The sequence below is a fragment of the Psychrobacter sp. JCM 18901 genome, assembly GCF_000586435.1.
GTDB lineage: Bacteria > Pseudomonadota > Gammaproteobacteria > Pseudomonadales > Moraxellaceae > Psychrobacter.
In genome coordinates, this window is sequence record NZ_BAWH01000019.1 from 54,817 (window position 1) to 76,811 (window position 21,995).

20 protein-coding genes and 2 pseudogenes are annotated in these 21,995 nt (G+C 43.0%); 11 read left to right on the forward strand and 11 right to left on the reverse strand.

The genetic code is table 11. The annotated features are described in order from the left end of the window. Positions 1 to 122: 122 nt before the first annotated feature. Together TT11_RS13175 and TT11_RS13180 are read left to right on the forward strand one after the other, a co-directional pair. Positions 123 to 1,436: a hypothetical protein gene (locus tag TT11_RS13175; RefSeq protein WP_261870776.1), complete on the forward strand. Its 1,314-nt coding sequence runs from the start codon at positions 123 to 125 to the stop codon at positions 1,434 to 1,436. Positions 1,437 to 1,482: 46 nt separating this feature from the next. After that, positions 1,483 to 2,478: a glycosyltransferase family 2 protein gene (locus TT11_RS13180; RefSeq protein ID WP_261870777.1), complete on the forward strand. Its 996-nt coding sequence runs from the start codon at positions 1,483 to 1,485 to the stop codon at positions 2,476 to 2,478. Between the two features lie 253 nt (positions 2,479 to 2,731). On the opposite strand, the gene TT11_RS13185 is transcribed toward TT11_RS13180, so the two are convergent. Beyond that, complete coding sequence (locus TT11_RS13185; protein ID WP_261870778.1) at positions 2,732 to 2,956, reverse strand: hypothetical protein; 225 nt, start codon at positions 2,954 to 2,956, stop codon at positions 2,732 to 2,734. 98 nt (positions 2,957 to 3,054) lie between these two features. After that, positions 3,055 to 3,345 (reverse strand): hypothetical protein, encoded by a 291-nt coding sequence (locus TT11_RS13190; protein ID WP_261870779.1) that lies wholly within the window; start codon positions 3,343 to 3,345, stop codon positions 3,055 to 3,057. Positions 3,346 to 4,014: 669 nt separating this feature from the next. Between TT11_RS13190 and TT11_RS13195 the strand changes: the two genes are divergently transcribed. Then, positions 4,015 to 4,218 (forward strand): hypothetical protein, encoded by a 204-nt coding sequence (locus TT11_RS13195; RefSeq protein ID WP_261870780.1) that lies wholly within the window; start codon positions 4,015 to 4,017, stop codon positions 4,216 to 4,218. 94 nt (positions 4,219 to 4,312) lie between these two features. Here TT11_RS13195 and TT11_RS13200 read toward each other — a convergent pair whose 3' ends face one another. After that, positions 4,313 to 4,960, reverse strand: a complete 648-nt coding sequence (locus TT11_RS13200; RefSeq protein ID WP_261870781.1) for a glutathione S-transferase — start codon at positions 4,958 to 4,960, stop codon at positions 4,313 to 4,315. A 92-nt stretch (positions 4,961 to 5,052) separates the two neighbouring features. Continuing rightward, positions 5,053 to 6,576 (reverse strand): phosphatase PAP2 family protein, encoded by a 1,524-nt coding sequence (locus tag TT11_RS13205; protein WP_261870782.1) that lies wholly within the window; start codon positions 6,574 to 6,576, stop codon positions 5,053 to 5,055. A gap of 278 nt (positions 6,577 to 6,854) precedes the next feature. Here TT11_RS13205 and TT11_RS13210 point away from each other — a divergent pair, with 278 nt between their 5' ends. Continuing rightward, positions 6,855 to 7,871, forward strand: coding sequence for a bile acid:sodium symporter family protein (locus tag TT11_RS13210; protein ID WP_261870783.1), 1,017 nt, complete (start codon positions 6,855 to 6,857; stop codon positions 7,869 to 7,871). 294 nt (positions 7,872 to 8,165) lie between these two features. Here TT11_RS13210 and TT11_RS13215 read toward each other — a convergent pair whose 3' ends face one another. The 6 genes from TT11_RS13215 to TT11_RS13240 are packed head-to-tail and all read right to left on the reverse strand — an operon-like array spanning position 8,166 to position 12,152. Beyond that, entirely contained in the window at positions 8,166 to 8,429 is a 264-nt protein-coding gene (locus TT11_RS13215) for a hypothetical protein (RefSeq protein WP_261870784.1), read from the reverse strand. Between the two features lie 23 nt (positions 8,430 to 8,452). Next, entirely contained in the window at positions 8,453 to 8,989 is a 537-nt protein-coding gene (locus TT11_RS13220) for an SDR family oxidoreductase (protein WP_261870785.1), read from the reverse strand. Next, positions 8,986 to 9,156, reverse strand: a complete 171-nt coding sequence (locus tag TT11_RS13225) for a hypothetical protein (protein ID WP_261870786.1) — start codon at positions 9,154 to 9,156, stop codon at positions 8,986 to 8,988. The genes TT11_RS13220 and TT11_RS13225 overlap by 4 nt, the downstream gene beginning before the upstream one ends. Before the next feature lie 35 nt (positions 9,157 to 9,191). After that, positions 9,192 to 9,962 (reverse strand): NAD-dependent epimerase/dehydratase family protein, encoded by a 771-nt coding sequence (locus TT11_RS13230; protein ID WP_261870787.1) that lies wholly within the window; start codon positions 9,960 to 9,962, stop codon positions 9,192 to 9,194. Beyond that, a complete protein-coding gene (locus TT11_RS13235; protein WP_261870788.1) occupies positions 9,955 to 10,842 on the reverse strand; it encodes a bile acid:sodium symporter family protein in 888 nt (295 codons plus the stop codon). The genes TT11_RS13230 and TT11_RS13235 overlap by 8 nt, the downstream gene beginning before the upstream one ends. Continuing rightward, complete coding sequence (locus TT11_RS13240) at positions 10,839 to 12,152, reverse strand: NAD(P)/FAD-dependent oxidoreductase (protein WP_261870789.1); 1,314 nt, start codon at positions 12,150 to 12,152, stop codon at positions 10,839 to 10,841. The genes TT11_RS13235 and TT11_RS13240 overlap by 4 nt, the downstream gene beginning before the upstream one ends. Before the next feature lie 396 nt (positions 12,153 to 12,548). Between TT11_RS13240 and TT11_RS17405 the strand changes: the two are divergent. Next, a pseudogene (locus tag TT11_RS17405) lies at positions 12,549 to 14,870 on the forward strand (TonB-dependent receptor). A 96-nt stretch (positions 14,871 to 14,966) separates the two neighbouring features. Next, positions 14,967 to 16,754, forward strand: a pseudogene (locus TT11_RS17410) (multidrug ABC transporter permease/ATP-binding protein). A 202-nt stretch (positions 16,755 to 16,956) separates the two neighbouring features. Here the strand turns inward: TT11_RS17410 and TT11_RS13290 are convergent. Next, complete coding sequence (locus TT11_RS13290) at positions 16,957 to 18,462, reverse strand: PepSY domain-containing protein (RefSeq protein WP_261870798.1); 1,506 nt, start codon at positions 18,460 to 18,462, stop codon at positions 16,957 to 16,959. Positions 18,463 to 18,910: 448 nt separating this feature from the next. Between TT11_RS13290 and TT11_RS13295 the strand changes: the two genes are divergently transcribed. From TT11_RS13295 to TT11_RS13315, 5 genes are all read left to right on the forward strand, one after another. Continuing rightward, positions 18,911 to 19,315, forward strand: a complete 405-nt coding sequence (locus tag TT11_RS13295) for a hypothetical protein (RefSeq protein WP_261870799.1) — start codon at positions 18,911 to 18,913, stop codon at positions 19,313 to 19,315. Then, positions 19,273 to 20,364 carry a TonB-dependent siderophore receptor gene (locus TT11_RS13300; RefSeq protein WP_261870807.1) on the forward strand — a complete coding sequence of 364 codons (1,092 nt, stop codon included), beginning with the start codon at positions 19,273 to 19,275 and terminating at the stop codon, positions 20,362 to 20,364. Before TT11_RS13295 ends, TT11_RS13300 begins: the two co-directional genes overlap by 43 nt. 34 nt (positions 20,365 to 20,398) lie before the next feature. Then, the gene (locus TT11_RS13305; RefSeq protein ID WP_261870808.1) at positions 20,399 to 21,070 is read left to right on the forward strand and encodes a TonB-dependent siderophore receptor; all 672 of its coding nucleotides are present in this window, start codon (positions 20,399 to 20,401) and stop codon (positions 21,068 to 21,070) included. Between the two features lie 94 nt (positions 21,071 to 21,164). Continuing rightward, positions 21,165 to 21,488 carry a siderophore-interacting protein gene (locus TT11_RS13310; protein ID WP_261870800.1) on the forward strand — a complete coding sequence of 108 codons (324 nt, stop codon included), beginning with the start codon at positions 21,165 to 21,167 and terminating at the stop codon, positions 21,486 to 21,488. Between the two features lie 12 nt (positions 21,489 to 21,500). Further along, positions 21,501 to 21,911 (forward strand): siderophore-interacting protein, encoded by a 411-nt coding sequence (locus TT11_RS13315; RefSeq protein ID WP_261870801.1) that lies wholly within the window; start codon positions 21,501 to 21,503, stop codon positions 21,909 to 21,911. The last annotated feature ends 84 nt before the right edge of the window (positions 21,912 to 21,995 follow it).

Below are 21,995 nucleotides of genomic sequence, written 5' to 3' on the forward strand. Positions count from 1 at the left end.
GTATCAACAGCTATGAGCTGTCTGATTTAACAAAAGACTCCCTGCAATTTTTTTAATCAGGCCATTCAAGCACCAGTTGAAACTGATACCACTCTTGTTAGCTTTTCTGAGGGATCGTAATGATGCGTATCGGATATTATGCTCATCATCATGGCTCAGGACATTGCCGACAGGCAGACAAACTGGCTGCATTGCTACCTAATAACGCAAGAGCGCAATTAACGGTATTTACGAGCTTAGATATAAATAGCTATCGTTTTACCGCTATTGATGAACAACAAATCGTACGTTTGAATGCGGAAGATGAACGCCCCGATGATATATTGGTAGGTCGTGCGGGAGAATATTGGCAACCAGCCAGCTTACACTACTCGCCCGTAGGCAATAGTGACATTCAAAAACGCAGTCACCAAATATTAGACACTATCTTTCAATGTAAGATTGATCTGATGATTATCGATGTCAGCGTTGAGGTGGCAATGCTCTGCCGTGCAGCAAGTATTCCTTACCTTTACGTTAGGCTTCCTGGCATTCGCGATGATACGCCACATTTGGGTGCTTTCGTTGGCGCGCTTGCCTTACTAGCACCTTATCCTAAAGCGTTAGAGTCTGCCCACACATCTGAGTGGGTCTGTGATAAGACGCTCTATCTTGACTTTATCTACTCTCAAAAAGCTGAGTCATACACTTATGAGAGTTTTATAGATATCTTGGCAAAATTAAGCGTAGGTGGCGAAATTTCTGCGCCTAAATCTACAAACCTACCATCTATTGAAACTCAATTAACAGATAAGTCCGGAGCTACAATACCTGTTATCACCGTTATCAAAGGCTACGGTGGACACAAAGCGATTGACGAAAAATTATCAGAGTTGCGCTCACTGCTACCCAATGCATTAATTGTCTCTCTCGGGCCTATAGACGATGACAAACGATGTTATGTCGATATCTCAACTGAAGTAAATGACGTCACACCATTTATTTGTCATAGCGATTATCTGATGATGGCCTGTGGCTTAAATGCTGTTGCGCAAGCGTATCATTACGATACGCCGCTCATAGTAGTGCCTGATGACAGACCGCATAATGAACAGGTCGTCATGGCTGAAGCGTTAGTTACTCAAAATAAAGCGCTAAATTGGCAGCAGTTTAAAACCTTGATGAGCGTCAATAACGGTCAACCTGAATCTATTGCCCAAGCAATTCATGGTCGAAATAAACCACACCCCACTACCTCGGTTGATAGCATTAAAGAAAATAACATTGAAGAAAACAACATTGAGGAAAATAGCAGCGAGGAAATCAACGCAGTTACGCCAATAGCTGCTCAAGCGTTCATGCATAGCACCACTGCTCACCCTACTACTAATCGTTGGTTTAAAAATTGGTTACTCCCTCGACTCAACTTAACACCCGAATCAACAATTAAAGACTGACTTATTAAAAATAACAGGCAACTTGATAGCGAGGCAAAGATAAACGATGACCATTCAGCCAACGAGTAACGCTAGTACGACTTCTGATACTGTACCGATGACCGTCATTACGACTTGCTATGGTCGTAATCGTCATCTCTATAACCTACTCAGCAGTCTAGAAAATAGTAGTGTAAAGCCCGCCGAAGTCATTATCGTCAACGACGACGCTGACCCCAATCGGTTAGCTGAATTCTCATTAAATATCGTGAAGTTACCTACTACGGTTAAATCAGCTGTGAATGACGGTGATGATATTAAAACTACAGAGTTTGATATCGGACATAATAGCAATCTTGGAGCACTGCAGGCAACTCACGATATGCTGATTTTTTTGGATGTTGATTGTATCGTAGCGCCTACGTTTATTGAGCAAATGTATAAGAAGCTTCTGCAATATCCTAGTGCGCTTTTGATGGGTCAACCGCGCTATCTAACGCGACCTTTATCAGTAGAAGAAAATGCACAATTAAAAATTAACCATCTGCCTGTCTCTATTTTAGATGAGCTGTCTGTCTATAACCCTTATCGTTATAATTTTGATGAAGCTGACTCATATCCCACTGAAACAGAGCAAACAGCTATCAAACAAACTGATGATTACGGTGCATTTTGGAGCCTATGCTTCGCTATCAAGCGACAGACTTTTGATAAAATTGGCGGTTTCGACACTCAATATACAGGTTATGGTGCAGAGGATACCGATTTTTCCTTTACAGCACGTCGGTTAGGTATCGATTTTTACCTTACTGCTGATATCGCTTATCATCAGCAGCATAGTGTCTACCGGCCACCACTCAATCATCTGGACAGTATCATTGTCAATGCCAATCGCTTCTATCAAAAATGGCACTGTTGGCCCATGGCAGGATGGTTGTCACAGTTTTCCGACATGGGGCTGATCGATTGGACGGAAGAACAGTCGTTACCGATAGCCATACAACGAGAGCCTAATGACAAAGAGGTAGAGCTTTCCCACTGTCCCGATGCTCCTTATGTTTAACTATTTTTAGCTAATGAAAACTTAGTGGATCAATATTCTAGTACCGATGAATAGTCACTCCTGTAGGTAGTTGGTTCATTTCCTGACGCTCAAAACCCCAGTTATGGCCATGCCAAAAGTGAGCAGTTTTATCATTGTCATTGAAGCCGATCATTACTATCTCTAACGGTAGTTTTATCTTTTGAATATGGTGTAAGTATGCTCGAGCTGCCATTATCAGCCGATACAATAGAAAACCTGATGAAGGTGCTGATCAATGAATATCAGTAAAATATGGGTAGTCAGCAACGACTTTATGATGCTCTGATAGCACACTGTGATAGGTAGGGCTTGATAATAGTTTTTGCATGTTCGAAGGAATATCTAAGATGCGATGAGCAGTGATAGGATCGTCATTAGGGCTTGGATCATCAGCTAATGTTGGAAATTGATAAGGCTGGTTGCTCGTCAATATCCCTAATGGCGCGGTCTCTGCCATTTGCTCCACCACTGATATATGATTGTTTCTAGGAGGTAGAGCAAAATGCAGCTTACTATCGCCAATCTGCCGAAAAAAACAGCAACTTAGGTAACAAACTAGCTAACTGATGGCTGGCAAAAAAAATCAGCATGAATAAAGTGATTAAATAACACCAAGACATCATCGGGCTGTATTAGCATTTCAAGCTGCGTCGTGGTCACAGCAGGATTATTTGCAATTAGAACGACTCGTTTAGCTTGCTCTAGTGCAGTCTGTATAACGACTGGTAGCGTTAACAAAGCAGACTTCGCTGTATTTTTGTCATTAGATATATATCCGCTCTTCTCTGACAGCGCGATACTCTGTTTGAATATTGGTTTTTTTGTATTGGACTCTATATTGGACATAGCAACCTTAGTTAATGTAAATTTTTGATTGCTACTTTAGCATTATTAGCGATTTTTATAGACAAAGCTTTACCTCTATTGTGCACGGATAAAGCCTTATCTTAATAAAAGTCTGCCATTTCCTACTTCTTACTCATTCAACTTAAAAATCACATTTTGCCATTATTTCAATTTGCTGACCTACCAGAATGCGATAGTCGCAACATTTCATAGTAGATAAGTACTATTCGTTGGCACTTCTTCTAAATCATATAGAAAACCTTTCTATATCACTGATACTCTAATTGAGTCATTCCTAGATGACGATTCTTTTATTTAGTAGATGATATATCATCAGCTAGCTATCTCAGCTCATTGCCGTAACAATATCTTCTATTCATTTCGCAATTAATCAGTAAGGAAATATAGGTTAATCTTCAGTAAGTATCATCTCTAAAGTGTTGCTAGCCTGCCGACCCTTAGCAAAAAGCTCCTAAGATTGTATTAATGGTTCAGTATCTGCTAGAAAAAGTCACCTTTCTTTAACTTTCATAAAAGTACGTAACGCTATAACTCGCTATTATCGATTTATTCAATCAAGCGACGTTCAATTCAGATATCTTTAACCATTCAATAAACACGCTTACTTATAATCCGCCTAAAAGGACCTTACTATGAAAAAAATTCAACATGAAAAAAATCGCGATCAGCTCATTATTGGCCGTATCTACTTGCTTTGCTATGATTGGTCCAGCAAATGCGGCCCAACAAGTTGTCGTGGTCAAAGACAAGCATCAGACAAAACAAGCGGTCGTCGTTAAAGCAAAACCTAAGGCCAAGCAAGTTGTCGTAGCGAAAACGAAACCTAAAGCCAAAAAAAGTAATCGTCGTTAAAGACAAACATCCAGCACAAAAAAATGGTCGTTGTGAAATCAAGATAGACCAAGCAAGACCGATACCCTATACAGCTTATATAGAACCCGATATATTAAGCAGAGAACACCACTACCTCATCGTCTTCCTGCCATGGCTGAAACTTAGTCATGGCTTGTACAAATAACGGGTGTTCCAACCAGTGTTGTAACCACAGCTGTAGCTTGGGGTAAGGCAATTCATAAAAGACATCACGATCTACATGGGCAAATTGACGAATGAACGGCATGATACCGATATCAGCAACCGTCACGCTATTGCCTAGTAGATAGGTATTCTTAGTCAATAACGCTTCTAAATCCTGCAGAAAAACCTCACCTTTTTGTCGATATTCTATTTGAGTCATTTCAAGATGACGATCGGCATACTTGTAGCGATCTAACCAATGTTTAAACTCATTATCGTTTTGTGCTATCAGTGCATTAGCTTCAGATGAAGTCTTTTCATCTAGCAGTCCTTGAGGATCGTTTTTCTCAAGCGCCCACATCATAATCTCTGCACTCTCTTCAATGACGGTCCCATCCGCTAACTGTAAAACTGGCACCGTGCCTTTTGGACTAATTGCTAGCATCTGATCTGGCTTATTCTTTAGCGTGATTTCTCGTAACTCTACTGGCAACTCGGCGAATATTAGACCGAGACGAGCGCGCATAGCATAAGGACAGCGACGAAAAGAGTACAAGCGAGGCAACGAGGTGTTCATAGATTCCTCCATAGTTGAATAGGAATTAAGCAATAGGTACAAAGCAAATAAAGAAAAATTAGCAGACGCAAACCTACTGATATCGATAGTTATTAAGGCGCTATTGAATAGGTGACAAACTTATAATTGGCCATAGTTTCTACTAATGACTTTGGCAAATAAGCATCTTTTAGGTGCGCGTTCGGATAATGCTGCTCAATCCACGACTGATAGTTGTAGACAGTTAGCGTACCACAATATAATAAATATAAAACCTGCACGCCGATACTACGTGATAACCCCATCACGCAATGGAAATTGATAAGCGTGATGAGGCTATCCTTTACTTGACTATCTTCTAACTGACTACCCTCTACCCAACTCTCATTATTAGCAGTTATTGCTTGTATCTCTACCGATTGTGATAAAGCGTCAATTTGTTGAAATAGATTAATATAGTCTTGGAGCAATACATCATTTAATGGCTGCAAATCTAACAAAGGTAAATACAAGTAATGAACTGTCGTATTCATAATGCCGTTAGCGGCTATTTCAAGATTATGAGCGTGGCTAGATATCTCAGCGGCCAAATCAACAACGATAATTTGATAGCGAACTGCAGGTCGATTGCTTTCTAACGGACTTGGCCATTCTAATGAGCTGGAGCCAAATAACCAATACGTTAAATGACTACTTAGATCCGTCTGCATCAATCGAGGTGAAGCAATAACATTGACCTTGTCATCAATAGCATATGGCGTGAGTGAATACTTTTGACTTTTGGAGAAAACTTTAAAATACCACTGCCCTAAAAATGACATGCCATTGTAAATAATAATGATTGGTGCAAACTTAATCCAAGTATGTAAGGTCAGTCGGCCGTTACTGGATTTCTGAAACCAACGTATATCCCGTATTGGCTTGACCTGTTGATAGGCACAAGCCAACATCGTAAAACTAATCAGCCAATATGCAGCAATGATGATAGCTAAGGTTTCTATAGACTCAAACGCTATCATACTCATATTAGCAAAGTAAAACCCTGCTATCGCTATCAACAAAAATCCTATTACTCCCAGTGTCAGATGCTTGATTACCAATGCATTTCGGATTCGATTTGAGAGTATCAGCACCAACACTGCCAATACTACCCCGCCGAACATATCTAACAAATGATGCTGATACGTCAACACTGTCGACAGGGCAATCAATGTACATATGCTGGTTAGCAACAGTCGATAAGCCGCTGAAATCCATTTCTTTTTAGACGCTACAACATCCCATAAAGATACGCCAAGCAATATGGCATAACTGACATGCAATGATGGTAGCTGATTAAATGGCTTGTCCACCAACTGCAAAAACTGGTAACCAAACTGCGTCCAATCATCAGGTATTGGCCGATTGTATGAGAAACGAGCAGGATAAAAATAGAAGATCAAACAGGCAAAGATGGTTGCTAAGATTAGGCGATAACTCAATAAAGATAATTTCGTGGATGTCCGTACTAAAAAAAAGCTGACAACAAATAAAGTCAATGACCAACTATAAGGGACAATCATAGCTGGAATGAAAGGAATGGCGTTATCGAACGGCGTGGCGAGATTATGAATTGTCGATGGGTAGAGTGTGTACAAAGATACGCTATAAACAGTCGTTAAATTATAAAGCAAATAAAATATCGATAACGCAAGACCTAGGTGTTTGAATCGATTTAAATTTGATGGAGTTTGCAACACCTAGTACCTCATTTGACTATTGAATAAACATTTCAAAAAAACTTTGGCAATATAATCATAGTTAAAGTTGTCATAATAGCAACTTATTGTTGGCTAAAAACCGCCCAAACCCATTGGAAATACAGTAGTTTTGAACTTATACTTGACTATTTTCCGGACTTAGAAGGATTTGAGAAATGCAGTTTTTGAGGATGATAAGTCAGCAGTTGAGTCGATTTACGGCATTGGTTATTATTTTAGCGGCCGCAGTGACATTTATAGAGCCTGCGACTTTTTCTTGGGTGACAGGTGATACCCAAGTCATCGTTCTGGGTGTCATTATGCTCGCAATGGGTATGACACTAGGTAAAGAAGACTATAAGGTGTTGGCCCAGCGCCCGCTTGATATTTTTATCGGTTCAATTATCCAATATACCATTATGCCGATTTTAGCGATCAGCGTGGCTAGATTGTTTGACTTATCGCCTGGGTTGACACTGGGTCTAGTATTGGTTGGTACTTGTCCTGGTGGTGTGTCTTCAAACATTATGAGCTACCTTGCCAAAGGTGATGTGGCGTTTTCGGTAGGTATGACCACCGTATCAACCATCATTGCACCGTTAGTGACGCCACTTTGGCTCAATTATTTGGTTGGTCAATCTGTAGAAATGGATGGCTGGGGTATGTTCCACTTTATGCTATTAGTGACGTTGTTGCCAGTCGCTATTGGCTCTATGTTAAACATACTATTTCAAAACAAACACTGGTTTAATGACGTACGTGCGGTGATGCCAGGCGTGGCTGTATTAGCTTTTGCTGCTATCGTCGGTGGCGTTGCCGCTGTGTTTGGCGATCAGTTCTTGCAGTCAGGGCTAGTCGTTATCTTGGCCATCGCGGTACACAATATCGTCGGCTATATATTGGGCTACTACTCAGGGGCCTTATTTGGTATGAGCAAACCCAAAAAACGCACCATATCTATCGAGGTTGGTGTACAAAATGCAGGTCTGGCCACGGGCTTAAGCACTAAGTTTTTCCCTGGTAATGCAGAGTCCGCCATCGCTGCCGCCGTTGCTTGTATTTGGCACTCTGTTTCTGGCTCTATATTGGCCAATATCTTCGCTTGGTGGGATAAGCGTCAGGAAGCGAAAAATCCTACCGTCATTGAGATTGAAGAGACCGTAGAGCTTGGCAAACCAATCAGAAATCATTAGTACCGAGAAAGGTAATGCTCAGTAAGGTAATACTGAACTAGGTGATATTGAACTAGCTAATAAAGTTAAAACGCTATGAGTTAAAATACTATGCTAGATTATTGTTTCTAGCATAGTGTTCTCTAATAATGTACCTTTTAATACAGAGTCTTTTAATATAGAGACTTTTAACATAGTGTTTTCTAATAAAGCTCCTTCTAATATAGCGCTCTCCAGCATAGTATTTTTAGCATAGCACTATCGACAATTTGCATGAACTGCTAGCCTCTCTTCTAGGTTCTCACCTAACGCAGTCTATCGTAACTCATTTCCAAAACGTTTACGCACCTGACGCAAGTATAAAGCTGGCGCAATACGCCACAGTAAACTGCCAAAGCGCGAGAGAGGGTCCGGCAATATCCAACGTTTGCGCCGCTGCAAACCTTGATCGATCCGTTCGGCCATCCACTCAGCACTACGCATATTACCGATCATTGAGCGTGGATGCTTTGCGATACTACCATCACGGCCGAGCGCGTGGTTCTCGATAGGTGTATCAAGAAAGCTGGGATAGACCATAAGAATATGTATCCCCTCAGACTCTAGCTCCAAGCGCAATACTTCAAAGAACTGGGCCAGCGCACCTTTTGCCGCACAGTATGCTGCCCGTCCAGGAACTGCATCCAGCCAGCCATTGAGCCGATACAGATAATTTGACCTTTAGATTCACGTAGCATCGGTAGCGCAGCCATGGTCAGCTCCACTGCTCCTTGCCAATCTACCGCCATAACTTTGCGGAACACCGCAGGATCAGTCTGATGCGCTGGTGATCGATGGGTAATCCCAGCATTGTTCACCAATAGATCAAGACGGCCAAAGCGCTCGCTAACTTGCTCAATAAGCGCAGCAATATCATCAATTTGAGTAATATCAGTGACGACTGTCATGACTCTAGCAGAATCTTCTAACTCACGAGCGCGGGCGATCAGCGCTTGCTCATCTATATCAGCGAGTACTAAGTGATGTCCAGCAGCATACCAGTGCTGTGCCATTGCCCAACCAAGTCCTGATGCAGCACCAGTGATTAAAGTAACATTTATTGATGGCATTGGTGGCATTGATGATTTTCTCCCTTTCAAGGTTTACGCAATCCATTACATTCGATGAAATACTCGAAGGTTTCGGCAGACGTTTTTGCCAAAGAGTAACCAAATTCTTCCTTGAGTCGCCTGTTACTCAGTACTGGGCGATAACGCAAAAAATTAACCTGCTCTGGCCCTGTTGGCTTACCGCTCCACTTTGCCACCTGTAAGCCAGCTTTAACCAAACCCACTGGCAGGGTCAATAACGGTTTATTAAGTCGGTTTGCGATATCCTCATCGTCAGTGCGCCATCGCCTGCCATGTTGTAGATGCCAGTTTTATCCTCGCGAATACCTATTTCCATAGCGCCGATCACATCTTGATCCCAAATGAACACAAAGGGCGACTCACTGTCTTTGAGCGCAAGCACACGCGGTGCCATAAACAGACTGGTAATTTGATTGCGTGTATCAGCGCCTAGTACGGTGCCAGGTCGAAAGATCAGCTGCTGTAATTGTGGATGCTGCTCGCGAAAATCTGCAAGCATTTCCTCGACTTGTCTTTTGTGATCTGAGTAAGCAAACTCAGGATTACCACGTAGGGCATCTTGCTCATCAATCCATTCAGGATTGTCAGCGTGATAACCGTAGGCAGCACCCGAGCTGGTGAGCGTTATATGTGCAATATTTGCTTTGATGCAGCAATCAAGTACGTTACGCGTGCCATTAACATCGATATCATAGTCACGAGCACGATCTTTTGACGCTTGCAAGATAGAAGCGAGATGCACAACATGAGTGATGCCCTCTTCTTTTAGTAACGTTGCCAAACCCTCATCACGCACATCTAATACGTGAATTGGAAAGTCTAGATCATCGCGCTTGCGAATATCTGTGCCGACTACATGGTAATGATCAGCCAGACGATTGCCCAGTTGATGGCCGATGTAACCTGCGGCACCAGTGATTAATATGCGTTTATTCATTATGTTTTTGTTCACTATGCGTTTATTAATTGCGCTTTTATTCATAGGTTATCCGTGCCCAAATTTGTGAAAGTGTCAGTCCTGACACCAAATGCCATACGCCCCAGAACGCCGTGATCAGCATCATGCCGCCTGCCTCTGAAAAAAAAGTAAATAAAATAACCATTCCTAGCCCTGAGTTTTGTATTCCTACTTCTAAAGTCACCGCGCGCCGATCCGCGACTGGCAACTTGAGCATCAGCCCCATGCCATAACCTAACGAAAGCGCCAATAAATTATGGCCAACGACCAACCAAAAGAAGCTATGAAAACGCTCTAAAAATAGCGCAAAATTGCTAGAAAAAGCGATTGCGACAAAAGTCATTAGTACAAGTAGCGAGAAAATACGTAGCGGTTTTTGAATACGTACGACCAGATCTGGCAAGCGTCGCCCCGTTACCATCCCCAGCACTAGAGGTAACGCTAGCACCAATAAAACCAGTATCAGAATACTGCTAGGCTCAATCGTTATCTTTGTCAGATACTCACGTGTGTATGGGTTAAGCCAACCATAAAAGGCAAAATTGACTGGTGTTAATATAGCCGCAGCGAGACTTGATACTGCAGTCATACTGACTGACACCGCGACATTACCGCGTGCCAGCCAAGTCATAATGTTGGAAAAACTACCACCTGGGCAAGACGCTACCAAAATCATTCCTAGCGCCAACTCGGGATCGATATTCAACGCCCACGTAAACAGACACGTGGCTAGGGGCAACAGAAAGAACTGAGCGAACAGACCCGCTATCGGCGCAATAGGAGATAAAACGACACGCTTAAAATCTTCGAGGCGTAAACTCAATGACACGCCAAACATCATCAGCGCCAAGATCAGATTGAGCAGAATCAAGCTCCGTGGCTCAAACGCCACTGCCGCTATCATACCTCTGATGCCAATACAGGCTGTTCTGTTTCGAGCTCAGCGATATGCTTGGACAGCGTCTCTAAGTATTCATCTTTGTTCACGTAATATGCCATACGTGCAAGCTTAATATAATCATAGCCACCATCGAGTGTCTTGCCAGCTCGCTTACGTTTTACTTTATTAAACTGTTTAGCGGCTGCTGTATTTTGCTGACGCTGCTGAATATATAGTGCAACGAGCCGCGCTTGTTGATTTCGACCCTCCCAACCTAATCCTGCTGCCTCAACCATGCCCATCATAAATAAATTATCATGCTCAGGATGAAAGACATTCATATAAAGCTGCGGCGCGTCATGATTGGCAGGCCAATTAAGCTGCGCGCGCTCAATAAATGGATAATCTAGTAAATACCCAGTCGCCATAAGAATCAAATCATAATCCTGACTTTCACCATCACTAAAAGTCACCGTATGACCATCGATGCGGCGAATATCACGACGCGCTTTAATATCGCCATGACCCAAATGATGTAATACCAATGAATTGACCACAGGGTGTGATTCGTACATGCGATAGTTTGGGTTTGGCAGTCCATAATCAGAAGGTTTACCGATGACCATACGAATCATCGCCGCATCCATACGCTGCTTAACTGGGCGCGGTAACTTTATTCCGCCTAGTGTGTCAATGGGTTGACCCTTGATAAATTTGGGAAGAAAGTAGTAGCCGCGGCGCAGACTGATATCGACCGATTTGGCATGATGTACCGCGTCAACAGCGATATCAGCGCCCGAGTTACCACAGCCAACGATCAACACACGTTTGTCCTTAAACACTGACGGGCTACGATATTCGGAAGAATGCATCAACGTGCCGGCAAACGTACCCGGCAAACTTGGGATATTGGGGGTGTGCAAAGTACCATTTGCCATGAGCACACCATCAAACAGTCGCGATTGCTTTTGACCATTGCACTCGCTAACTAAGCGCCAACCATCCCCTTCAGGCACCATGCTGATCACGCGCGTGGAGAATTCGTAAGATGATTTTAGGTTGAACGTATCTGAAAAATCGCGAAAGTACTGACGGAGCTGGGTATGATGAGGATATGCCGCGACTGAGTCACTCATGGGAAACTCTTTGAACTCCGTCATACGCTTGGACGAAATCAAGTGGGCACTTTCATACATGGTACTGTGCGGATTATCGATATCCCATAGGCCCCCTACATCTGTGTATAGTTCAAAGCCGACAAAAGGAATATTGAGTTTTTGCAAATTTCGGGCTGCAGCGAGCCCCATTGGACCTGCTCCAATTACTGCGTACATAAGCGCCACCTTAAAAATCCATTTCAATTATATAAATCAGTCAATTCCGTTTGACTGCATCTCTGGTGGACGATACCAGCGTACTCCCTGCCCGTGATAAAACAATAGCATACATTGATACATGAACTGGCTCAAATGAATAAATTGTCCATATAGACTACTTATAATAGGTAAACCAACCATCTGCTTTATACTTCTTTTTTGCTCGCTCTATACAGCCTAATCTTCTCCCAAATATAAGACTATAGTCCTATTTATAGATGATGCTATTAGCACCTTATCAAGCAACAGCCGTACTTTACCAAACCTAGTATATTTAAAATTGACTCAGTAATTCATTGTAATAGAAATGATTATCATTATAATAAGCATTTAACTTACATGCTGGAAATATTCATGCAACTATCTCGCTTATCTGCTGCGTTATTTAATCTTTCGAATGTATCTGGTTCTTCTCTACGATTAGCATCTATACCCTCGCGATTGGTATCGACGAAATCACCCTCTCTAAAGACACTATACTCAACCTGTCTATCTACTTCTGTCATCGTATTAGCAACGAGTCAATCGGCATGGGCACAGGTAGATGATGTAGATGCTCAAACCACCCCTAACGTGGTACTGGATACTATCGTCGTAACCAGTAGCGCTGATGCTTCAGCAGATGGACTACCAAGCGCCTATGAAGGTGGCCAAGTTGCGACCGGCAGCCGCGTCGGAATCTTGGGTAACCAAGACATCATGGATACGCCGTTCTCTACCACCTCATACACCAATGAATATATCGCCAATCAGCAAGCGCAAAGTGTAGGCGATCTACTCAAAAAGGATCCTACTGTTCGTGTAGCAAGAGGTTTTGGTAACTTTCAAGAAGCCTATTTCATGCGTGGCTTTATCACCACATCAGATGACACCATGTACAACGGTCTATACGGCATCTTACCTAGACAGTACATTGCAACTGAGTTGTTCGAGCGCGTCGAGGTTCAGCGCGGTGCTTCTACCATGCTAAATGGTGCAGCACCCAGTGGCGGTAACGCAGGTGTACAATCAATTTGCTACCGAAACGTGCTGGTAATGAGCCACTACGTGAAGTGACGCTTGGTTATGGTCAAGGTGACCAAGGTAAGGTCGCGGTAGATGTCAGTGATCGCTTTGGTAGCGATGATGCTATTGGGGTTCGTTTTAATGCTGCTTATCAAGATGGTGACAGTGCTATCGATGATGAGTCTTCGACATTGGGTCTGGCGGCCCTCGGTTTGGATTATAGAGCGGATCAGTACCGACTATCAGCTGATTTGGGCTGGCAAGACAACAAACTCAAAGAGACTCGTCCTAGTGTCAATCTTGGTGGGGTGTCTAGTGTACCAAAAGCACCAGACGGCTCAAAAAAAATTGGGCGCAACCTTGGACCTACTCCGATGAAGAGGATGTCTTTGGTACCATTCGAGGAGAATATGATTTTACTGATAACATTACCGCTTATGGTGCTTACGGTGTGCGAAGTGGCGAGGAAGAAAACTCACTAGCCACGTTAACTGTCAACAACGTTGATGGTGCGGGCACGATTTATCGCTTTGATAATTCCAGAAAAGATTTGGTACAAAGTGCCGAGCTCGGTCTGCGTGGTAAATTACAAACGGGTGAAGTGGCTCATAGCTTAGTGTTTGCCGCAAACTCTATGATCAAGAAGAAAAAGGCGCATTCGTATATGATTTTGGCAATCAGCTAGCGACCAATTTGTACCACCCTACCGACTACGCTGAGGTCCCTTTTACAAGCACAGCAATCTTCGGTGGAAATTTAGACGACCCCAAATTAACCAATGAAAAGCAACTCCAAAGCTTTGCGCTAGCAGACACCATATCACTGTTCAACGATAAGCTAAAAACTACGGTAGGCGTACGTCATCAAAATATCAAAACAACCAGCTATGACTATAATACCCAAGCCAAAACAGCTAGCTATGATGAAAGCGCATGGACACCAAGCGTCGGTATCATTTATCAGCCAACGATGGACTGGTCTGTATATGGTAATTATATCGAAAGTCTAGCACCAGGAAAAAGAGCGCCTCTAACTAACGATAATGAGGCTGTCACTAATGGTGGTCAAAATCTAGATCCGTACGTGAGTGAGCAAACTGAACTGGGTGTGAAATACGACAATGGTATGATTGGCAGTAGTCTCGCTGTCTTCCGAACTGATGAACCGCGTGCTTATATCAACAACTCAAATACGTTTACTGCTGCTGGAGAAAATCGTCATCAAGGTGTGGAGTTGACTGTCTTTGGTAGCCCAAGTGAAAACATGCGCCTCAATGCTGGTGTTACTTACTTAAGTGCTAAGCAAAAAGACACTGGTGATAGTGCATTAGATGGCAATCGAGTGATTGGTGTGCCTACCTTACAGAGCAATGTCAACCTAGAGTATGATTTAGCCGCCGTTGAAGGACTGACATTGACGGGCGATATTATCCACACAGGCTCTCGTTATTCGGATAATGCCAATACTTTGAAGGTTGATGGTTATACTACCTTAGACCTTGGTGCACGCTATCGCACTATGTTGGCAGGACAAGACGTTACTCTAAAAGGCATGGTAACCAATGTCACAGGTGAAGACTACTGGCAGTCAGTAGGCGGTTATTCAGATGCAGGCTATCTAAATGCAGGTGAACCAACGGCCTTAAAAGTATCGGCAACGTTCGATTTTTAAGATTTATTAGTAGGCTTTCTTAGGTTCTATAAAAGGGATTAGGCGCGACCTACTCCCTTTTCTGCTATCAAAAATTTATTTTATTACTGAGTTACTATGTCTTCTCGTACCACAGCGTCTTCTCATACCACAGTGTCCTCTCGTACAACCGCTTCTTTATATCATATGATTTGGGCGAATTATCGTCTGCCTTTTCTCAAAGTCATTCTGCTAAATCTGGTCAACGCCGCTGTCAGTGTCGGTATTATTGCCTATATCAATCATACCTTTATCAGTCAGCCAGTATTTGATACTTTATCTTGGTTAAGTTTGGCGCAGTTTTCACTGCTAGTGTTGTTACTGTTAGTGACGACTTTTTTTTGTCGCAATATGCATTGACGCGATTGGGGCATCGATTTGTCTATGAGCTTAGAACAAAACTGGTCAAACAAATCATCGATACCACCGTTCCTCAAATAGATCATTTGGGTAGTGCACGCTTACTTGCCAGCTTGTCTTCAGATATTCAATCGATTACCGTTGCTTTTGTCCGTATGCCAGAGCTGGTACAAGGTATTATTTTATCTGTTGGCGTTGGGCTATATCTGGCTGGTTATCGTTGCCATTATTGTTCATTGTCATGTTTTGGATTGTGATGACGATTTGGATCAGTACCATATTGGTCAAGCATGTCTATACGCATTTGACCGAGTTGAGAGAGATTAATGACGCGTTATATCAGGATTATCAATCGATAATAGAAGGTCGTAAAGAGCTTGCTCTTAACCAACACCGAGCAGAAAAACTGTATACAGATGATTTTTTTGGCTCATGCCAAATCGTACGAGAAGACCGTAACCAAGTCTGATACTTTTCATTTATCAGCGGTGAACTGGTCCAATATTATGATGTTTGCATCGATTGGTATCGTGTTTGCAGTGGCTAATTATCTTGATATACCAATGGGGGTTGCTACTACTTTTTCTTTGACGATTTTGTTTATGCAGTCGCCGCTCCTACATGCGGTTGGCGCTTACCCAACATTGCAGACCGCTCAAGTTGCGCTAGAAAAGATACAGTCTTTAGAATTGGCCGAGCATCAGCCGAGCTTTGCGACAGACACGGTTGCACAGGACTGGCAGTCCATAACTTTGAATAATATCAATTATCGCTATGTAGGCAGTAGTCATAATAGTAATGCACCAGACACAGCAGTTAATGATAATGCTCAAAATAGCGATAACAGTGATAGCAATCAAAACCCTACCAATAATATCTTAAAGTCCGTCAATTTAACCTTGCAACGAGGCGATGTGGTTTTCTTGATCGGTGCGAATGGTAGCGGTAAATCTACCCTTGCCAAAATCATTACTGGTATCTTTACTCCTACTACAGGAACGGTACAAGTCGATGGACAAAGCGTTAATTCAGAGAACAATGCCGATTTTAGACAGCTGTTTTCTGCGATTTTTAGCGACCAGCATCTATTTAAACAGCTGATTGGAATTCAAGGCAATGAGCCTGATGCTGACCTAGTGTCTGACTGGCTGCATAAGCTCAATCTACAAGAAAAAGTAAGTGTGTCTGACCATAAACTCTCTACAGATAAGTTGTCGCAAGGTCAGCGCAAACGCTTGGCTATGCTAATCGCCGTCGCCGAACAAAAGGACATATTACTGCTCGATGAGTGGGCAGCCGACCAAGACCCTGCTTTTCGCCGCGTGTTTTACCAAACGCTCATCTGAGCTAAAAGCCATGGGTAAGACACTGTTTATCATCAGTCATGATGACGGTTATTTTGAGCATGCTGATCGATTATTACTGATGAAAGAAGGCCGTCTCATTGAGCTAAATGCCGAAGAGCGACAGCGTGCCAGCAAAGATGCCATTGCTATGCTCAAGTAAGCAATGCTTTAACTACTAGCATGGACCGAGCTATTTCAAGCCCATAAAACGTTTGATCAACTTTAAGCTAAGTAGCAGTTAATCTGAGCATTTTTTTTGAAATAGCACGCTTTTAAAATCAGCAATTTTTAAGCAAAAAAGGAGCGCCTTACTATAAGGCGCTCTTTTACTATATCGAGAACAACGATATCTTACCGTTCGCTTATTTTAACCATTTCTGCAAAAACCCAACTCGAGAAATCACCAAAAAGTCTAATAGCGCGATAGCCACAATCGCGATAATAGCAGTCGGGAATATGATGGCCACAATTAATAAAGGAATAGCAAGCGGCCACCAGACGGAAACATCTGAGCCGCGAGCTGGTGGGTTCAATCCGGCGCTATCACTCGCCTGACGAGGACGACGCTGCCACCACATGACATAGCCACTGACACACATAGCGATTACCGCTAGGCAAAATAGCACATTAGCCAGTACGCTCCACCATCCGAGTGTGCCCATATGTAGCGCGATACCAGCCGCCATGAATTTACCAAACGCATTATAGTCATCAAAATGAATATCAGCTAAGACATTACCCGAATAACGGTCGATATGTACCGTACGATCTGCTGTCGGACTTTTCATATCATAGCTCATTGAATCTTGGCTAATGGTCCAGACGCCTGTACTACTTTGTGGCAAGTTCAATTGATAACGCCCTTCAAAGCCGATTTCACGAGCGTAGCGATCTACTGTATCAATCATAATAGGTATATTGGCGGCGATACCATCTTTACCCATGGTCGTGCCTGATACAGGCATTGGCGTCAGCTCAAGTACCCAAGGAACTTCTTTGGTGTCGCTTGAGTTTAGAGCACTGCCATGCGTGGGTGCTTCAGTATACGCTTCAGACGCTGCCGCACCATGTACATGCGGCGCTGGTGTAGACTCTTGCATAGCAGCGTGTTGACTGTGATCAATCGATACAGGAACAGGTGCAACGCCCCACTTACCCGCAGGAAACTGGCTCCATGCTTGCACCACTCTTTCGCCCCATACACCTGCCCATGCCATACCTGATATACAGAAAAACAGTAGCAGCACAGATATCCAACTACCCAATGTCGCATGAATCGTACGGATAAAAGAACGCTTTTTCTTATTGGTTACCCTTTCACTAGGTATCAACATCGCTTTGACTGATTTACGTTTTTGCCACCACAGATACCAACCAGACAAAATCATTAAAATGGTTAATGATGCCGCCGTTTCTAACAAATAATCACCGACTTTGCCAATCAGCAAATCACTGTGAATATCATTGAACGTACTATAAAGACCACTACTGGTAGGCACACTTTGGACGATATCGGCTGTATAGGGGTTGACTGCCACCATATTGTTTTGGTCGTCTGATTTTATCTGAAATAAAGCCACCGTATCGGTATCACGAGGGGCGATATATTTAACCAGTGTGCTATCAGACAAGGTGCTCAGCGCGTTCTTTGCTTGAATAGAGACAGGTGCTTGAACCGTAGACTCTGGCACGATAACCGTTAAGCGGTCGTTATCACGTCCTACTGTGTTGGACATAAACAGCATACCGAGCGCCGTTATCGCTAAGACAATTAAAAAGGGAGCAACAAAAATGCCTGCATAAAAATGCCAACGCCACACTGTGAAATAGCGTTGGTTATTGGTGGATTGGTTGGAGGGTGTATCCATAAATGTGACCTTAAACAATCTTTGGTTGCTCAATAAACAACGTAAACCTATCGATAATAGTGATGTATCTGCTTGCAAGGCCAATCTTAAAAAGTCTCGCAAAGAACTAGGATGACGCCGTATGATGACTGCAATACAGCGATGTAAAAATCCTACTGTAAATAATTGTATTCAGAATGCTGCTGCATAATACGAGAAAAATCTGACAAAAACCATCGTTTAAAATACATCGCTCAAAACAGCAAGTCTGCGTGACTCTATTCGCAATACTGCTTCATTTGCAATACTGCGCCTCTACCTTTTTAAGTTCTGCAAATACTTCTCAAAACTGTCTCGTTGTAATTTTTTAATGATAATAATTATCATTAGTGTTATTATTAGCGTCGTTGTAAATTTGCTTTAACTGTTACCAATAATATTTAATCATTTTAGTCCAAGAGGAAATCTGATGCGGTCTCATCTAACCACTAACGTCATTCGCAAAAAATATCTCACCACAGCAGTACAAATTGGCCTGATCATGGGTATGAGTCACGCCGCATACGCTGTAGAGACGACAAACAATACTGAAAACGATGAGGCTGCTACACCATCGGCCACCTTAGATGCTATCACCATCTACTCAGATGGCTATCGTAGTACTGGCACCAAAACTGCATTGGACCCAAACGATGCGCCAATGAGTTATACCAGAATCGATCAAGACCTGTTGCAAAAGCGTCAGGCAGATAGCGTCAATGCTGCATTACGTTATGAGCTGGTGTCAGCGCTGAGAGCCGCGGTACAGTCTCTATCTTTGACGAATACAACATTCGCGGATTTAAGACCTACTCAAACTTTTATGACGGACTAAGATTGCCCTACGATGGCGCTTGGAACCTAATGCCACAAGTCGATGTCTATGCAACTGAAGCGGTCGAAGTCGTGAAAGGTCCTGCTTCATCACTCTATGGCTATGCAGCACCCGGTGGCATGGTGAACCAAATAGCCAAAGCCCCTAAGAGCACTCAAGAAAACGAAGTACAGCTACGACTTGGCAATCAAAACCTAAAAGAAGTGGCCGTCGATAGCACGGGGCCTATCACAGACACCTTGAACTATCGCTTAGTCGCGCTAAAACGTCAAAAAGATGGACAAATGCAAACTACAGAAGAAGAGCGATTGCTGATTAATCCGTCGCTTGAATGGCAAGCGACTGATGATGTTTCTGTACTTGCTAATCTGTTTTATCAAGACGATCCAGAGATGGTACCATCTACCCCATTGCCTGCTGTCGGCACCGTCTATAATGCAAGCTATGGCAAGCTTGACAGTGATGCCTATGCAGGCGATGAATGGAATAAGTTTAGTAAAGAAGTATTTATGCCAAGCGTCACCGTAAACTGGGATATCAATGACCAGTTAACTTTTAAACATATCACGCGCTATACCGATGCCGAGGCGCAGCAACGCAATATGTATAACAGAGGGTTCATTGATGGTAGTGATAAGGTTTTGAAGCGTAGCGCCTACACTACTGATGAAAGTATGAACAACTGGACCACAGATAACCAATTGGCTTACCAATTCGATACTGCTAACACCTCACACAATCTACTGTTCGGTGTTGAGTATCAAGAGACAGACAGCACGGTGAGTTATCGAGATACGCTAGACAGCAAAGATTTACCTATTGATCTATCTAAACCTAGCTTTTCTCAAATTAGTACTGACATGCTACCACTGGATACCTATTATCAGAAAGATGATATTGAACAAAGCCAGCTTGGACTCTATGTGCAGGATGAAATGAGGTGGCAAGACTGGACAGTGGTGGCAGGCCTACGCCATGACGATTTTAAAAGTACCAATGAGCAAAGATCAAGCTATCTAGGTACACCTGGCGAAAAAAACTATTATTAACGATGCCAAGGAAACTAGTGGTCGTTTTGCTGCTATCTATGACTTTGGTAATGGTCTATCACCGTTTGCTAGCTACTCAGAATCTTTTCAGCCCGTTGTTGGTAGCAACTTTATTACTAATGAACCTTTTGAACCAAGCACTGCTGATCAGCTCGAAGCTGGCTTCAAATATCTTTCTCCAGACCGTGCCACTCAAGGGACGCTTGCCGTATTTGATATCACACAGAAAAATGTCATAGTAACCAACCCCGCTAATTCTCAACAAAAAGTTCAAACCGGTGAAATTGAATCAAAAGGCTTTGAGATATCAGGCAGTCGTATGCTTAATGACTGGGTAGATCTCGCGGCAAGCTACAGCTACACCGATGCTGAGATCACAGAAGATGAGTTCAACCCTGATGTAGTCGGTAATACCCCTGCTCAAACTGCCAAACACAAAGCCACGCTATGGGCAGACTACTATGCTACAGACAAACTCACTCTCAATGCTGGTGTTCGCTATGAAGATGGTATGCAGATTGACAAGCAAAACTCAGATGAACTGCCAAGTGTGACGCTGGTAGATGTCGGAGGCAGCTATCAAATAAACCTATGCTGGCGGTGGGTGCTAGTATCAACAATCTGTTTGATAAGACCTATGTCGGTGCTTGTTACGACATCAATAACTGCTGGATGGGACCTGAACGTCAAATATCAGTCAGCCTAAAAGCTAATTTTTAATCAAATTTACAAGCAGAGGGTTGGTGCTATTAGTAAGCCAACCCCTAGCCCCTAACCCGCTGTTAGAAGGAAAGCACAATATGGCAAAACCTACTCCAAGAGTACTAGAAGTTATTGGCACTAGATACATTACGCCAAATATGTGCCGTGTCACGCTTGGCGGTGCTGGCATGGTTGATTTTCCTATCGATCAAGAAAGTGCTTATATCAAACTGATGTTCCCTCAAGATGCAGATAGTCGCCCACTGATGCGTACTTATACGGTGAGCGTGCAACGTGAAGACGCAATAGATGTTGATTTTGCTTTACATGAGACGGAAGGACCTGCATCAGCATGGGCACGAAATGCGCAAGTCGGTAATCAAATTCTGATAGGTGGTCCAGGGCCAAAAAAAGCTCATTAACGATGAAGCAGATTGGTTTTTATTAGTCGGCGATATGACCGCGCTACCAGCGATTACGGTCAACTTAGCCAGTTGCCTACTGATGCTCGTGGTTACGCAGTACTTGAAGTGACGACTGAGGCAGATCGTCAGACGCTCAAAAAACCAGAGAACGTCGAGATACATTGGGTGATTAATGCGCATCCAAATGCAGACGATAGCCCTTTACTGGACTGTGTTAAATCTTTGAATTGGCTTGATGGTCAACCTGCTGTATGGGCAGCGTGTGAATTTCATAGTATGCGTGTACTGCGCCAATACTTCAAAGTTGAGCGCGCGATACCAAAGACGCATTTATATGTTTCTAGCTACTGGAAAGTCGATAGCACAGAGGATCAGCATAAAATCGTCAAAAGTCAGGATGCGCAAACGGAAGATCAGTAATTACGTATTTCGACACGAAAAAGGCGTAGCTCATATGAACTACGCCTTTTTTTATCAATCATCACTTATCATGCTTCGACCACC

What these genes read in the sequence shown, in the direction of transcription:
- TT11_RS13190 (WP_261870779.1), bottom strand. Translation starts at nt 3,345, where the DNA reads ATGTCCAATATAGAGTCCAATACAAAAAAACCAATATTCAAACAGAGT.
- TT11_RS13240 (WP_261870789.1), bottom strand. Translation starts at nt 12,152, where the DNA reads ATGTACGCAGTAATTGGAGCAGGTCCAATGGGGCTCGCTGCAGCCCGA.
- TT11_RS13185 (WP_261870778.1), bottom strand. Translation starts at nt 2,956, where the DNA reads ATGGCAGAGACCGCGCCATTAGGGATATTGACGAGCAACCAGCCTTAT.
- TT11_RS13215 (WP_261870784.1), bottom strand. Translation starts at nt 8,429, where the DNA reads ATGGTCTATCCCAGCTTTCTTGATACACCTATCGAGAACCACGCGCTC.
- TT11_RS13230 (WP_261870787.1), bottom strand. Translation starts at nt 9,962, where the DNA reads ATGAATAAAAGCGCAATTAATAAACGCATAGTGAACAAAAACATAATG.
- TT11_RS13200 (WP_261870781.1), bottom strand. Translation starts at nt 4,960, where the DNA reads ATGAACACCTCGTTGCCTCGCTTGTACTCTTTTCGTCGCTGTCCTTAT.
- TT11_RS13235 (WP_261870788.1), bottom strand. Translation starts at nt 10,842, where the DNA reads ATGATAGCGGCAGTGGCGTTTGAGCCACGGAGCTTGATTCTGCTCAAT.
- TT11_RS13210 (WP_261870783.1), top strand. Translation starts at nt 6,855, where the DNA reads ATGCAGTTTTTGAGGATGATAAGTCAGCAGTTGAGTCGATTTACGGCA.
- TT11_RS13195 (WP_261870780.1), top strand. Translation starts at nt 4,015, where the DNA reads ATGAAAAAAATCGCGATCAGCTCATTATTGGCCGTATCTACTTGCTTT.
- TT11_RS13310 (WP_261870800.1), top strand. Translation starts at nt 21,165, where the DNA reads ATGGCAAAACCTACTCCAAGAGTACTAGAAGTTATTGGCACTAGATAC.
- TT11_RS13175 (WP_261870776.1), top strand. Translation starts at nt 123, where the DNA reads ATGCGTATCGGATATTATGCTCATCATCATGGCTCAGGACATTGCCGA.
- TT11_RS13180 (WP_261870777.1), top strand. Translation starts at nt 1,483, where the DNA reads ATGACCATTCAGCCAACGAGTAACGCTAGTACGACTTCTGATACTGTA.
- TT11_RS13290 (WP_261870798.1), bottom strand. Translation starts at nt 18,462, where the DNA reads ATGGATACACCCTCCAACCAATCCACCAATAACCAACGCTATTTCACA.
- TT11_RS13295 (WP_261870799.1), top strand. Translation starts at nt 18,911, where the DNA reads ATGCGGTCTCATCTAACCACTAACGTCATTCGCAAAAAATATCTCACC.